This is a genomic window from Mesorhizobium quangtriensis (genome assembly GCF_040081925.1).
GTDB lineage: Bacteria > Pseudomonadota > Alphaproteobacteria > Rhizobiales > Rhizobiaceae > Mesorhizobium_K > Mesorhizobium_K quangtriensis.
Map to the genome: position 1 here is coordinate 968,212 of NZ_JBEBMF010000001.1, position 13,961 is coordinate 982,172.

General features: G+C 64.4%; 12 protein-coding genes. 6 read left to right on the top strand and 6 right to left on the bottom strand.

The window, feature by feature from the left end:
* Positions 1-112: 112 nt before the first annotated feature.
* The 5 genes from ABMA32_RS04845 to ABMA32_RS04865 all read left to right on the top strand — a co-directional run bounded on the left by ABMA32_RS04845 (position 113) and on the right by ABMA32_RS04865 (position 5,065).
* On the top strand, positions 113-889 hold the full coding sequence (locus ABMA32_RS04845) for an SDR family NAD(P)-dependent oxidoreductase (protein WP_349012589.1): 777 nt from the start codon (positions 113-115) through the stop codon (positions 887-889).
* 31 nt (positions 890-920) lie between these two features.
* Positions 921-2,264, top strand: coding sequence for an ABC transporter substrate-binding protein (locus ABMA32_RS04850; protein ID WP_349012590.1), 1,344 nt, complete (start codon positions 921-923; stop codon positions 2,262-2,264).
* Positions 2,265-2,353: 89 nt separating this feature from the next.
* Positions 2,354-3,238, top strand: coding sequence for a carbohydrate ABC transporter permease (locus tag ABMA32_RS04855; protein ID WP_349012591.1), 885 nt, complete (start codon positions 2,354-2,356; stop codon positions 3,236-3,238).
* Complete coding sequence (locus ABMA32_RS04860; protein WP_349012592.1) at positions 3,235-4,056, top strand: carbohydrate ABC transporter permease; 822 nt, start codon at positions 3,235-3,237, stop codon at positions 4,054-4,056. Before ABMA32_RS04855 ends, ABMA32_RS04860 begins: the two co-directional genes overlap by 4 nt.
* 13 nt (positions 4,057-4,069) lie before the next feature.
* Positions 4,070-5,065 carry a DUF4432 family protein gene (locus ABMA32_RS04865; protein WP_349012593.1) on the top strand — a complete coding sequence of 332 codons (996 nt, stop codon included), beginning with the start codon at positions 4,070-4,072 and terminating at the stop codon, positions 5,063-5,065.
* Here the strand turns inward: ABMA32_RS04865 and ABMA32_RS04870 are convergent.
* The 3 genes from ABMA32_RS04870 to ABMA32_RS04880 all read right to left on the bottom strand — a co-directional run bounded on the left by ABMA32_RS04870 (position 5,062) and on the right by ABMA32_RS04880 (position 8,685).
* A complete protein-coding gene (locus ABMA32_RS04870) occupies positions 5,062-5,874 on the bottom strand; it encodes an ABC transporter permease (RefSeq protein ID WP_349012594.1) in 813 nt (270 codons plus the stop codon). The two genes, ABMA32_RS04865 and ABMA32_RS04870, sit on opposite strands and share 4 nt — an antisense overlap.
* A complete protein-coding gene (locus tag ABMA32_RS04875; RefSeq protein ID WP_349012595.1) occupies positions 5,871-6,875 on the bottom strand; it encodes an ATP-binding cassette domain-containing protein in 1,005 nt (334 codons plus the stop codon). Before ABMA32_RS04875 ends, ABMA32_RS04870 begins: the two co-directional genes overlap by 4 nt.
* Before the next feature lie 136 nt (positions 6,876-7,011).
* Positions 7,012-8,685, bottom strand: a complete 1,674-nt coding sequence (locus ABMA32_RS04880) for an FAD-dependent oxidoreductase (protein ID WP_349012596.1) — start codon at positions 8,683-8,685, stop codon at positions 7,012-7,014.
* Between the two features lie 159 nt (positions 8,686-8,844).
* Between ABMA32_RS04880 and ABMA32_RS04885 the strand changes: the two genes are divergently transcribed.
* Positions 8,845-9,696, top strand: coding sequence for an aldo/keto reductase (locus tag ABMA32_RS04885; protein ID WP_349012597.1), 852 nt, complete (start codon positions 8,845-8,847; stop codon positions 9,694-9,696).
* Positions 9,697-9,702: 6 nt separating this feature from the next.
* On the opposite strand, the gene ABMA32_RS04890 is transcribed toward ABMA32_RS04885, so the two are convergent.
* Genes ABMA32_RS04890 through ABMA32_RS04900 form a run of 3 tightly spaced genes read right to left on the bottom strand, consistent with a single transcriptional unit; the run spans position 9,703 to position 13,817 of the window.
* Positions 9,703-10,767: an endonuclease/exonuclease/phosphatase family protein gene (locus ABMA32_RS04890; RefSeq protein ID WP_349012598.1), complete on the bottom strand. Its 1,065-nt coding sequence runs from the start codon at positions 10,765-10,767 to the stop codon at positions 9,703-9,705.
* Complete coding sequence (locus ABMA32_RS04895; RefSeq protein ID WP_349012599.1) at positions 10,768-12,039, bottom strand: HlyD family type I secretion periplasmic adaptor subunit; 1,272 nt, start codon at positions 12,037-12,039, stop codon at positions 10,768-10,770.
* Positions 12,040-12,080: 41 nt separating this feature from the next.
* Positions 12,081-13,817, bottom strand: coding sequence for a type I secretion system permease/ATPase (locus ABMA32_RS04900; RefSeq protein ID WP_349012600.1), 1,737 nt, complete (start codon positions 13,815-13,817; stop codon positions 12,081-12,083).
* Positions 13,818-13,961 lie beyond the last annotated feature (144 nt).

The window sequence follows — 13,961 nt, forward strand, 5'->3', positions numbered from 1 at the left end:
TTCTGCGCAAGTCTAGTATCTTCCGGCATATCAGAGCAAGGTCCAACATTCTGGACGAAGCTGATAGCGGGCAGGCGACGGCCGGTCCTGATGAATGCGAAGAGGTGGCGTTTTGGGTTTGCTGGACGACAGGGTCTGCCTCGTCACTGGCGCCGGCCAGGGACTGGGCCGCGCGGTATCGCTGGAGATGGCGCGCGAAGGCGCTCGTGTAGTCCTGCTGGAGCGCAACGCGGCCAACGCCGAGGCGGTGGCCGCCGAGATCCAGGCTGCCGGAGGGAAAGCATTTCCCTATGCGCTCGACGTCACCGACTATGACCGCTACGGCGCGGTTGTTTCCGAGGTGATGGACAAGCTCGGCCGCATCGACGCGCTGGTCAACAACGCTGCCATCAACCCGCCGACGCACACAATCCTGAACGATACGCTGGAGAACTGGCGGCGCACCATCGCCATCAATCTTGAAGCCGTCTACATGGGCAGCAAGCTGGTCGCACCGCAGATGGTGAAGCAGCAAAGCGGCCGCATCATCCACATCGCCTCGATCCAGGGTTTTGCGTCGAGTGGCGAGACCGGGCCCTACAACGCAGCCAAGGGCGCGATCATAAGCTACACGAAGTCGATGGCGGTGGAGCTCGGGCCATATAATATCCTCGTCAATTCGGTCGCGCCGGGCTTCATGGCGACGCCCATGTCTATCGTGAACGGCGTGGACGAAGCCGAGACGCCCGACTTCCAGGAATGGTATGTCCGCCGCCGCAAGATACCGCTCGGCCGCACCGGCTATCCCGAGGATGTCTCGGGGGCGGTGGTCTTCCTCGCATCCAACTATTGCCGCTACATGACCGGCCAGCTTCTGGTGGTCGACGGCGGCCTGATGAGCACGTTCTGACAACAACGCACAACCACAGGGGATCTGAACGATGACAGATAAAAAGGCATGGGATATTTCCCGCCGCGAATTGATGAAAATGGGACTGGCGCTCGGCGCGGGCTCCGCGCTAGGTGGCATGCTGCCGGGCTCGGCGCGCGCCCAGCAGCTCACCATGGACTGGTGGTGGTGGGGCGAGCAGGAGCTGCCCGGCCTGCAGAAGGTGGTGGACGGCGCGGTCGCGGCCTACAAGGAAGCGACCATCAAGCCGATGCTGCAGGACACCGCCGTCGTCATCTCGCAGTTCCAGACGGCGGCCGCCGCGGGCAACGCGCCTGACATCCAGTATCTCTGGAACGGCATCTACCACATGGAAAGCGTGTGGTTCGGCTATCTCAAGGGCCTCAAGGAGCTGATCAAGCCGGAAATCCTGACGGCCTCGACTCCGACGGCGTTGTCGAATTTCGGCGGCGATACCTATCGCGTCGGCTGGTATCCGCTGCCGATGCTCTGGATATACAACAAGAAGCTGTTCGAGCAGGCCAAGCTCGACCCGAACGCGCCACCGAAGACCTGGGACGAACTGCTGGTGGCCTGCGAGGCGCTTAAGACCGCTGGCATCGAGCCGCTCGGCGGCGGCATCCAGGACGGCTATTGGTCCGAATGGTACATCAGCCATTCGCTGCCGCAGAACCTCGACACGATCGGCGAGGCGGTCGAGCTCTTCATCGGCGACAAGGACTTCCGCGATCCGAAGTATCACGAGCACTGGACGAAGCTGGAGGAGCTGAAGACCAAGGGCTACCTCAACGCCGATATGTCGTCGCTGGAACTTTATCCCGGCATCGACCTCGTTCCGGCTGGCAAGCTTGCCATGGGCCAGTCGATCGGCACGCGCCTGCCTGCCGACCTCAAGACCGCCAACGGCGAGATCGGCGTCATGGTCATGCCGGTGTTCGGCAAGGGCAAGCTCGCGGGCACCCCGCTGCTCGACGTGCAGGGACTGGGCATCTCGTCCAACGCGGAGGACCCGAAGGCCGCCGCGGCGTTCCTCGAGTTCCTCAATGCGCCCGAGCAGTTGAAGGCGTTCTGGGATGCGACCGGCTGGATTCCCTCCAACACGACCTTCGACACCAGCGTCATCACCGACGCGACCGTGCGCTCGATGTGGGAGACCTGGGGCCTCGGCAAGAACATCTCCAACGTCACCAACGTGATGCCAGGCCAGTTCTACGAGCGCGCCGCCATCCCGACCGGCCAGCAGATCGTGCAAGGCTCGATGACAGGCGAGCAGGCGGGCGAACTCGCCGCCGCCACCGCCAAGGAGTGGCGCGACTTCAACCCCGACCTGGTCGAGAATTACCAGAAGTGGGTTGTCGACCTATCGGCCGGCTGATTCCGGCCCGGATAGCCAGGCAAATTGGAGGGGGGCGTTTCGCGACGCCCCCCGACATGCTTTCATGAATCGATCGGTTCGACTTTGACATGACCAGAACGTCACGGCTCACGCCCTATCTTTACGTCGCGCCGCTGGTGCTGCTGATCGCCTTCGTGTTCGGCTATCCGCTGGTGCGCATCTTCGAGTTCAGTTTCAAGATGGTGCGCGGCATCGACGGGCCGTGGATAGGCTTCCGCAACTATCAGCTCGTGCTCGGGCAGGATATCTTCTGGGAAGCGGTGCTGCACAATCTGCAACTCCTGCTCGCCATACCGATCATGGTGATCGTATCGCTTCTGGTCGCCATTCTGCTCTATGAGCGGGTCGCGGGCTGGAAGCTCTACCGCATCATCGTCTTCGTGCCCTTCGTGCTGGCGATCCCGATTATCGCCGTGGTGATGAAGCGCATGTTCCAGTTCAGCGGCCCGGTGAACGAGGTGCTACGCTGGATGAGCCTCGACTTCATGGCGCTGGACTGGATCGGCTCGTCGGACGTGGCGCTGTGGACGGTGATGATCCTGATCATCTGGCGCGAGAGCGCTCTCGGCATCATCCTCTTTCTTGCACGCATGATGAGCCTCGATGAATCCGTGATCGAGGCGGCGAAACTTGAGGGCGCCAACTGGTGGCAGCGTGCGCGCTACATCATCCTGCCGCAGATGCGCGGCGTGATCGAGTTCTTCGTGGTGGTCAGCACCATCACCATGCTCTCGGCCGTCTTCGCCTATGTCTACGTCATCGGCGGTGGACGCGGCGGGCCGGGCACCGCCACGGTGGTCGTCGAGTTCTACATCTTCAACGCACTGATCCGCACCAGCCTGCCGGGCATCGCCTCGGCGGCCTCCGTCATGCTCTTCCTCGTGTCGGTGGCGCTGATCTTCCCGCTGTTCCGTGCGCGCCGACGCGCCGAACTCGATGAGGCGACACGATGAACAAGCTGCTCGCCGCTCTCCCCAAGCATGCGGTCCTGCTCTTCGCCGCCTTCCTGGCGCTGGTGCCGACGATCTTCATGATCTCGACCGCGCTGAAGACGGAGCAGGAATACGCCATCGATAAGCTCGGCTTCCCGAAAATGCCGGTGCTGGAAAACTTCCGCGCCGTGCTGATCGACAGCCCGTTCCTGTGGTGGATGCTGAACAGCCTGATCCTGGTGGCTGGCGCTGTGGCCATCAGCACAGTGGTCTCGTGCCTTGCCGCCTATGCCATCGCACGCATGGCGTTCAAGGGGCGGGACACGCTGCTCGCCATCTCGACATCTCTGATGGCGGTGCCGCCGATCGTCATGATCGTGCCGCTCTTCGTGCTCTATTCGAGGATTGGCCTCATCAGCACGTATCAGGGCGCGATCCTGATCTATGCGGGGTTGATCACGCCGTTCTCGGTCTACCTGCTCACCACCTTCTTCCGCACCGTTCCCAACGAATTGTTCGAGAGCGCGCGCATGGACGGAGCCAATGATTTCATCATCCTGCTCAAGATCGTGCTGCCGCTGTCGGCCCCGGCTTTGGTAACCCTGTTGGTGGTCAATTCACTCTATGTGTGGAATGACCTTCTCATCGCGATCATCTTCCTGCAGGATGATGCGAAACGCACGTTGATGGCCGGCATCAGCGTGTTCCAGGGGCGCTACAACAATCAGGTGCCCCTGACCATGGCCGGCATGGTGATCGCTTCCGCCCCGATGCTCATTCTCTATATCTCGTTCCAGAAATACTTCATCCGCGGGCTGATGGCGGGCGCCGTCAAGTGAGGTGCGCAGCCAGATGATGCGCGAGCCGCCGGGCATCGTCATTGAAAGCCGCGAGTTGCGGGTGACGGTCAACCCGCGCGTCGGCGGCACGATCACCGAGATCAGGCATCTGCCCTCCAACCTTTCGGTGTTGGGCGAAACGCCTTGGGATCCAGTCAATGCGCCGATCGCCAGTTTCGCTGCGCGCGACGAGCCGGAATGGCTGACGCGTTTCACGGGTGGCTGGCCGCTGCTTTTCCCCAATGGCGGCGACGCCTGTCAGTTCGGGGGCATCTTCCACGGTTTCCACGGCGAGGCGTCGATCTCGCCATGGGAATTCACGGCCACCTCGAAAACCATCCGGCTGTCGCGGCGCTTCTTCTCGGTCCCGGTGGAGATGCAGCGCGAACTCAAGATATCGGGCGACATGCTGGTCATCCGCGAGCGGCTGCGCATGGAAGGCGTGCGGCCGGTCGAGGTGATGTGGGGCCACCATGCGACTTTTGGCTCCGATCTGCTGGCAGGACCGGTAGAAGTCACGACGAATGCCGCGCGCGCCTCGGTCGACAGGCTCTACGATCCTCCGGCAAATCCACTCGCGCCGGGCGGGCAGGGAGACTGGCCGATGGTGCCCGGGAAGCAAGGTTCCGTCGATCTGTCGAAACCGGCCGCGCCAGTCGCCGCTTCGGCCTACCTGCACGATTTCACCGGATCGGCATGGGCTGCGGTCCGCCGGCTGGACGATCGCATCGCCGCTGCGCTGTCGTGGGACGCTGCGACCTTTCCGTGTGCCTGGCTGTGGTACGAACTCGGAGGCACACCGGAACCGCCCTGGCATGGCCGTGGCAGGATGATCGGTATCGAGCCGAACACCACGCGTTCCGGCTCAGGCCTGGCCGACGCCAAGACGCGCAGCACCGGCCTCTTGACGCTGGAACCCGGCGCCGAGCTTTCAACCGAACTCAGGCTGCATGTCTTCGAGCCGAAGGGTTCCGTAACTGGCATCCAGGCGGATGGGCGAGCCGCCTAGCGCTCGCTCCGCACGTATAGCCACAGCGTAACCGGCGCGAGGATGAGCGTCAGCGCGACCGGCGCGATCAGCGCAAGCCCGATCTCAGCTATCGTCGCCGATCCGCTCATCAGGCCCCGCAGCGCCGTCGTCATCAGGGACACCGGATTGACGTCGACGAAGGCGCGCAGCCAGCCGGGCATGGTTGCCGGATCGACCATGATGTTGGACGCGAAGACCAGCGGGAAGATGCCGGTGAAGCCGATCGTCATCACCGTCATAGGCGTGCGGATGAGAAGGCCGAGCACCATGAAGATCCAGCCGACGCCGAAGCCGATGGCCAGCAGCAGCACAAAGGCGGAGACGACGCCGACAATGCCGGCCTCGGGCCGGTAGCCTAGGATCAGGCCGATGGTGAGGATGATGCCGCCGGCGATGAGATGGCGCAGCATGTCGCCGACCATCAGCCCGGCAAACGGTGCCAGCGACCAGATCGGCAACGAACGGAAGCGGTCGAACAGGCCCTTGTCGAGGTCGGTCGACAGACCCATGCCGGAATAGACGGAGTTGAAGACGACGGTCTGCACGAGAATGCCCGGCAGGAAGAACTGCAGATATTCGCTTGGCGATCCCGCAAGCGCGCCGCCGAACACGAAGGTGAACAGCAGCGTGAACATGATCGGCGTCATGACAAGGTCGAAAAGCTGCTCGGGCACGTGCTTGAACTTCAGCACCGCGCGCCAGCCGAAAACCAGCGCGTTGGAGAAGGCCGACGGCGCGGGCGGGCGCTCGACGCGCTGCAACAGTTGCGTGGAAGCGGTGTGGTTCATGTCGCGTCCTCCTTGCTGTCTTCGGAAGCCGGCTGGCCGGTGAGCGCGAAGAACACTTCGTCTAGGCTGGGCTGGCCCATCGAGAAATCGGAAAGCTCGATGCCGGCCGCGATGACCTCGGCGAGCGCCTCGTTTGCGCTTTGCGCAGTGCCGCCGAGCACGGAAAGCTCCGCGCCCTCGGTGCTGCGCTGGACGGTCTGGCCGAGCCTGCGTTCGAGGATCGCGGCGGCGTCTTCGAGTTTAGCGGGATCGGCGACTGAGACATGCAGGAAGCCGGAACCGGTCGCGGCCTTCAACTCGCGGCTGGTGCCCTCGGCGATCTTGCGGCCGTGGTCGATGACGGCAATGCGCGCCGCAAGCTGGTCGGCCTCTTCCAGATATTGCGTGGTGAGCAGGATGGTGACGCCGGAATCCGCGAGCCCCCGGATCATCCGCCAGACATCCTTGCGCGCTTTTGGGTCGAGGCCGGTCGTCGGCTCGTCGAGGAAGAGAACGCCCGGCGTCACGATCAGCGACGCAGCGATGTCGAGACGGCGGCGCATGCCGCCCGAATATTTCTTGACCTGCCGGGCGGCCGCATCGGAGAGATCGAAAGCCGCAAGCAGGTCATCGGCCCGCGCCTTGGCGGCGCGACCGCGGAAACCCCACAGGCGCGCCAGCATGATCAGGTTCTCGCGGCCCGTCAGGTCTTCGTCCAGCGAGGCGAATTGACCGGTCATGGCGATGGAGGCGCGGACTTCATGGGGGGCGACGAGCAGGTCGTGGCCCATGACGGTGGCAGTGCCGGCGTCGGGTCGCGCCAGCGTCGCCAGCATGCGCATCAGCGTCGTCTTGCCCGCGCCGTTGGGGCCGAGGATGGCGAAGATCATGCCGCGCGGCACGACGAGGTCGATGCCGTCGACGGCCTTGAGCTCGCCGAACCGCTTGACCATGCCACGCGCCGAAATGGCCGCATCGGCTGCGTGCGTGGAAAGCTGTCCCGTCCTCGAGAGATCGTTCATTGGGTCGACCCGGAGATTGCAGATGTGGCCCGCAGGCTGCGGCAAGCGGTCGCATATATAGGGTCGGGGGGCGCTTTGGAACCGCCAATCCGCAATCAATGGATCACTGCTGACACATCAGCGTGATCGATTGATCTCAGGCGGCCCGCGCTTCAACCGCTGGAGCTTTCTGCGTCCTGCCAAGCTGCTCCGCCAACCGGAAAGTCAGTGCCAGCAGGGTAAGCGTCGGGTTGGCCTGTCCCGACGTCGGGAAGACAGAGGCACTGGCGACGTAGAGATTGCCGACGCCGTGAACGCGGCAATCCGCGTCCACCACGCCCCTGCGCGGATCGTCCGACATGCGCGTCGTGCCAATATGGTGGCCGCCGACGATGCCGTGGCGCTGCGCCTTGTAGGTGAGTTTTGCGCGGTCGTAGTCGAGCCGGCCCGTGCCCGTGGAGGCCAGTTCGCGCGAGAGGAGCGCATAGCTTTTCTCAAGGCTTGCGAGATCGAGATCGGTGATGCGCCAGTCTATCTTGAGGCGCGGCATGCCGAAAGCATCGCGCTCGGCGGAAAGCGTCAGCCGGCTGTCGGGGTTGGGCGCCTGCTCGGCATGGAATTCCAGCTCGTAGCGGTTCTGGCGCGAGCCGAGCACGACCGAGGGCAGCTTGCGGTCGGCGAAGGTGCGCCGCCGCAGCCAGTTCGTGCCAAAGCTCGCGAGCCTCAAGGGCTGACGCGCGACGTTGCCGACATGCCGAAGCCTCCCGCCCCAGCCGACGGGGTTTTCCACGAACTTGCGGCTGTATTCATAGAGAACCATGTCCTTGACCAGGAACATGGCCGACAGGATGGCGTCGCCATGCGACGGATCCGCAGGCTCCGGCAGGTGGGTGCGGAAGGTGGTGTTGAGCAGCGAGAAATCGCGCTGCGCCTTCTCGGTCAGCCAGAGGCGGCGGCGGACATAGATGCCGTCGGGGTCCTGCCCGTAATCGTAGGCGATGCGGTCAGGCGGGCCGGCAAACGAGACAGTGCCGACAGTCGCGCACAGATGGCTCATGTAGTTGCGGCCCACCAGGTCATGATCGTTGCCGATGCCAGCGGACTGCACGTCGTTGGAGGCGAGCAGCAGGCGTGTGGTCTCCAGCCCACCGAGCGCCAGCACGAAGGAGAGGCCGTGCACTCTCAGCCTGCTACCGCCGGGTTCGGCAACCTCGACCCAGTCGACGGACTTTCCGTCGGACGCGAGCTGGATGTGGACGACCGGCGCATCCTTGACGATCCGGACATTGGGCATGCGGGTCAGGTCTTCGCCGTAGCGCCGCCAGAAATTGGTCGGTTTGCTGAACCGCTCGATGGTGGTGCGCACGAATTCGCCGTCTAGGCCGGGCGCAAGTTCGCCCTGCGCGCCGGGCAGGGCCTGACCGGGCAGGAATGCGGAGCGCCCCGCCTCCGATGCCTCCATGCCTTTGTGATAATGGTCTGCGAGTTCCTCATAGCCGAACGGCCAACCGGAGCCGGAAACCCAGTCGCGGTTTTCGAAGTCGATCGGATCGAAGGGAATGGCGCGGCCGCCCCAGATGCGGCTGGTGCCGCCGATGGCGCGCACGCGGTAGTTGTCGGTGGGCGGATGCACGACCTTGTCGGCGAGTTCGCCGCGATAGAACTCCTGCGATGTCTTGGTACGCTTATCGCCGCCAGCCTCAAGGAGCAAAACCGACTTTCCGGATGAACTCAGCGCATGCGCAAGCGTCAGCCCAGCAGCGCCGCCGCCGACAATCACGATATCGCTTACCTGGCTGGAGGATTTGAGGTCGGAAAGGCTACCGAGCACGAACACCGTCTCCTTCGCAGCTGGCGCCGCTTTGGATTTGTGCCCCGTTGCCGACAACATTTATTCCATCTACTGTGAGCAATTGCAACATGAGCTGGGCGGTTTTGGTTGCAATGCAGCAAGGCGGTGGACACCGTTGCGCCGAGAAGGAGACCGCCCATGATCAGACGCGAATTCGGCATCGATAACAGAGACTTGCCTATCCTGGGGCTGGGCTGCAGCAAGATCGGCTCGCTGGGCAATACGGTGCCGTTGCGCGACATAAGGGCGCTTCTGGAGCGGTCGCTAGCCCTTGGCGTCAACCTTTTCGACACGGCCGACATCTACGGGCAGGGCGACAGCGAACGCGAGATCGGCCGGCTCCTGAAAGGCCGGCGTCACAGCGCCTTCGTGGTCACGAAAGCTGGCAAGAAGTTCTCCCGCAAGATGCAGATCATGCGGCCGCTGAAACCGATCCTGAAGCCGCTGCTTGCCAAGGTGAAATCGGCGAAGGGCGCCGTCGTCGGCCAGCGCGATGGCAATCTTGGGACGGACTTTTCGCCGGCTCATATCACGCTGGCGGCAGAGGCCAGCCTGCGCCGACTCGGCTTCGATCACCTCGACGCGCTTCTCCTGCACAGTCCTCTCGCGTCGGCGATTCGCCCCGAGGTCGGGGAGGCGCTGGCAGCGCTGAAGAAAGCTGGGAAAGTTCGTCATTTCGGCATCTCATGCGACGACGTGCCGGCACTTGAGGCGGCGCTCGCCATTCCCGGCGTCGAGCTTCTCGAACTGCCGCTTGATGTCATCGAAGCAGCGATGGAATCAGGTTTGTCGGAAACGATTCGCAATCGTCGGATCGGCGTTCTGGCGCGGGAGGTCATGCGCCTCCAGCCGGGCGTACCCCCGGCAAGAGCGCTGCGACAGGCAGCGGATCGGACCTGCGTGACATCTGTGGTGCTGGGCACGTCAAGCATGCGTCACTTGGAGGACGCGGTCGCGGCGCTGGCTGCCAGGCCGGCTGTTGCCGCCTGACGGAGATCAGGACAGTTCGAGATCGACCACGACCGGCAGGTGGTCCGACCCGTAGTTGGGGCCGAGAAAATGGTCCTTGACGCCGATGCCGCGAGAAATGGCGATGTGATCGATCGGTGTGCCGATGTTGATTCCGAAGATGGTCGCGAAAAGCCGGGTGGCGGCCGGCCACGCCGAGCGCTCGGTCGCTTCGAGCCCGGACAGAAACAGCGTGCGCGGATAAGCCGGCGACCAGACGGGCGTGTTCCAGTCGGCGGCAAGAATGACCTCTGTCCCCTCGGGCTCGGCGGCGATGCGCTCGGCCAGTGTGTCGAGATAGAGGTTGCGCGCTTCCCAGCCAGCCAGCGTGCGCGGCGTCGGCGCGTGCGCCGCGTAGATGACAAGCGGCCGGTCCCGGCCCGGCACGTCGACCTCCACGCGCAGCGCAAGCCCGCCGCCCAGCGCAAGACCGGAGGGCGGCATGTCGGGCACCATACGGGCGCGCATCGGATAGCGGCTGACCACAAGGTTGCTGTTCCAGCGATATTGCTGCGGGCCGACGAGATAAGGATAGCCGGGCAGAGCTCGCAGCACCCTCGGCCACTCGTAGCGGGCCTCCTGCGTGACGATGATGTCAGGCGCGAGTTCGGCGACGACATCGGCGAAGCGTTCCGGCTGTGGATTATCGAACAGGACGTTAGCCGAGAGGATGCGCAGGTTCGAGGTCGCGGCGGAGGCGGCCAGCGGCGCGCTGGTGAAGAACAGGGGATATGCGGCGACGGCGAGCACTATCGCCAGAAGCAGCGAGGGCAGCCAGCGGCGCAGCAGAAGCGCCAAGCCGAGAACGAGCAAAGCGGCGAGCGCCAACTGCGGCTGGAAGAAGGTGACCATGTCGCCCGGCCACGACCATTCGGCCGTCATCGTTCCGCCATTGAGCGCGACCAGCACGAGCGTGAGCGTCCAGAGCAGTCCTGTGACGGTGCGGGAGCGTGACGCCATTGTCGATCCGGTTTCGCCGGAATCGTGCCGGCCGCCGAAGACCTTATTGCACTGTGCTTCGGCTTTCGCGATGAGGTCGTGTGCCACAGCCACTCAACTTTCGCGCAGGGCGTGGGACAGATGATCCATCAGCGGACCGAGCAGGTATTGCAGGGCGGTGCGCCGCCCGGTGGTGGCGAGGAACACCTCGACCGGCATGCCCGGCACGAGCGCGCGCTCCCTGCGTAAACGATCTTCGTCGGCGATCGAGATGCGCGCGAGGTAGTAGGCTTCCCGCGTCTGCGGCTGCACGATCACATCGGCCGAGAGGGACGTGACCTTGCCGTCGAACGGCGGCAGCAGGCGCGCGTCGACGGTCTGCAGCCGGATCTCGGCGCTCTGCCCGACGGAAGCCATGTCGATGTCGGTGGGGCGCACGCGGGCCTCGACCACCAGTTGGTCGCCGTCAGGCACAATCAGCGCAATGGTCGCGCCCGGCGCCATCACGCCGCCGATCGTATGCACGGCGAGCTGGCTGACCAGTCCGGCCTGCGGCGCGCGCACGACCAGCCGATCGAGCTGGTCGCGCGAGGCGATGCGCCGTTCCATCAGTTCGGCGATGCGCGCATCGACTTCACGCAGGTCGCGTTCGGCCTGTTCGCGCTGCACGAGGTCGATCTGCGAGATTTCCAGTCCGCTGCGGCTGATAGCGATATTGGACTGCGCGATCTCCGTCTCGATTTGGCCGATGGAGCCGTTGAGCTCGGCCTGCGCGCGCTGCAAGGTCAGCAGTTGCCGCTGCGTGGTCAGGCCCTGGTCCATGAGCGACTGCGTGCTCTTCAACTCCAGGCCGATCAGCCGCACTTGCTCACGCGTCGCAACCAACCGCGCCTCCAGCCCGCCGACACCGGCCTTGAGCTGGTTGATCTGCTCGGCGATGCCGGCCTTCTGCCCGCCGATCGCGGTGCGGCGCGCCTGGAACAATGCGGTTTCGGCCGCCACCGCGCGCGAAAGTTCTGCCTCCAGCCCGTCTAGCGCAGGAAACGGGGCGTCTCCCGCGATATCGGCTTTACCGAGCTGCTCTGCCTGCAGGCGTCGCCGTTTCGCGACGAGATCGACCAGTTGCGCCTCGACGATGGCATGATTGCCGCGCAGCGCCGTGTCATCCAGGGAAAGCATCTCGTCGCCGGCCTCGACCCGCATGCCATCCCGCACGAGGATGCGGCTGATGATGCCACCGTCGCGGTGCTGGACTTGCTTGACGTTGCCGCTGACCGCCAGCTGGCCGCGCGCAACGATCGCGCCGTCCAGATGGGTTGTCGCCGCCCAGCCGCCCAGTCCAATGAGAAGGAGGCCGCAGATCAGCGCTCCAAGCGCAAGCTCCAACGTCACCGCTCGCCGGCTGTTTGCAGTATCCAGTCTTCCGGTCACGACGCTGCCGCCTTGGGCATCACCCTGTTGCCTTCGCGGAGGATCTCGCTGCGCGCTCCAAACGCGACCTGCCTTCCTTCGGATATCACCAGAAGGCGGTCGCAGCCGGCGATTGCGCCAGGCCGGTGGGCGATAACGATGACGATCGCTTGCGCGTTGCGTGCGTCCTCCACCGCCTTGCGGAGCGCTTCATCACCTGCAGCGTCAAGCGCGGAGGTAGGCTCGTCAAGCACGATAAGGAACGGCGAGCCGAACAGCGCACGCGCCAGTCCGATTCGCTGTCGCTGTCCGGCCGAAAGCATCAAGCCGCCTTGCCCCAGCCGCGTGTCGTAACCATGGGGCAGCCGGGCAATCAGGTCGTGGGCATTTGCCTTCGTCGCGGCGGCGATGATCGCACCCGGATCGGGGTTGGTTGCGAGGCGCGCGATGTTATCCGCGACAGTACCGTCGAAGAGGTAAATGTCCTGCGGCAGGTATCCGATATACCGGCCGTACTGGTCCGGCTGCCACTGGGAGAGCTCCGCACCGTCGAGGCGGATGCTGCCGCCAGCCGGCGGGAGTAGGCCGGTCAAAGCGCGCGCCAGCGTCGATTTACCTGCCCCGCTCGGGCCGATGACGCCAAGCGAAGCGCCGGCCTGCAGCGAAAAGTTGATTCCGGCGAGGAGAAGGCCGTCCCTGCCGGGAACGGCGACCGAAAGGTCCGCGACTTCGAGCGAGGATTTTGGCCGCGGCAGCCGGGTTCGATGCTCGTCCGCCTCGGCCGACCCGATCTGGCCACGAAGCCGTGCCCAGCCCTGGCGGGCCGACACGAACGCGCGCCAATGGCCGATCGCCTGTTCGACCGGAGCGAGCGCGCGCGCCGTGATGATGGACACCGCGATGATCATGCCAGGCGTAATCTCGTTTTGCAGTGCAAGCCATGCCCCGAGGGCAAGCGAAGCGGACTGGAGGAGAAGCCTGATGCCGCGCGACGCAGCGACGAAGAACGCCATGCGGTCGGAGGCTTCGCGCCCCGACGCCCGCAACGCTTCGTCGGCTTGCACGTAACGTCGCAGCCAGGCGTCGCGCATGCCAAGACCGGTGATCGTCTCGGCCGCATGTTCGCCCGTTTCGACCAGCCTTGCACGCCGTGCGGCGGCGGTGTTGGCCGCGCTGACGGGCGCCTGCGCCAGACGATCGCCGATCACGGCTATGGCGAACAAGACAAGCACGCCGGTCAGCGCCAGGACGCCAAGTTGCGGATGAAACATGAAGGCGACGGCGAGGTAGATCGGTAGCCAGGGCAGGTCGCTCAGCGCGATCGCTGCTGGCGAACCGATGAAGGCGCGCAACCGGTCGAAGTCCTGCATCGGGTTTGCCGTCCGCTCGTGCACGAACACAGACCGCTTCAGGCCAAGGCTTGCGACCGAAGGCCCGATCTCCTCGCCGAACCAGTCGGCGATTCGCGTGGCCAGGCGCAGCCTGACAGTATCGAGCGCCGCAAGCGCGACATAGATCCCCGCGACAAGCAGGAAGAGAGCCACCAGCGTCGGCAAGCTGCGGCTTGTCAGCACCCTGTCATAGACCTGCAGCATGAAGAGGGAGCCGGTCAGCATGAACAGGTTGAAGACGGCGGACAGACCGATCAATCCGGCGAAGCCACGGCGCAGCGCCATGATGGCACGGCCGACCCTGTCCCGAGGCTGCGATTCCAGTCGTCCGGATGGAAAGGAAAGCCGTGCGCCAGCCTTCATGAAAATCCTCGTCCGCCCCCAGCAAGGTCGTCGAGAAAGGCGCAATATCACGCAGCCAGCCGCCCTAAGGGAACGGGATCCGCCTTGTGATGCTGCAGTGCAACTGAAATAGACAGTTACAGACTGAAGTCTATTCGTAAAGAG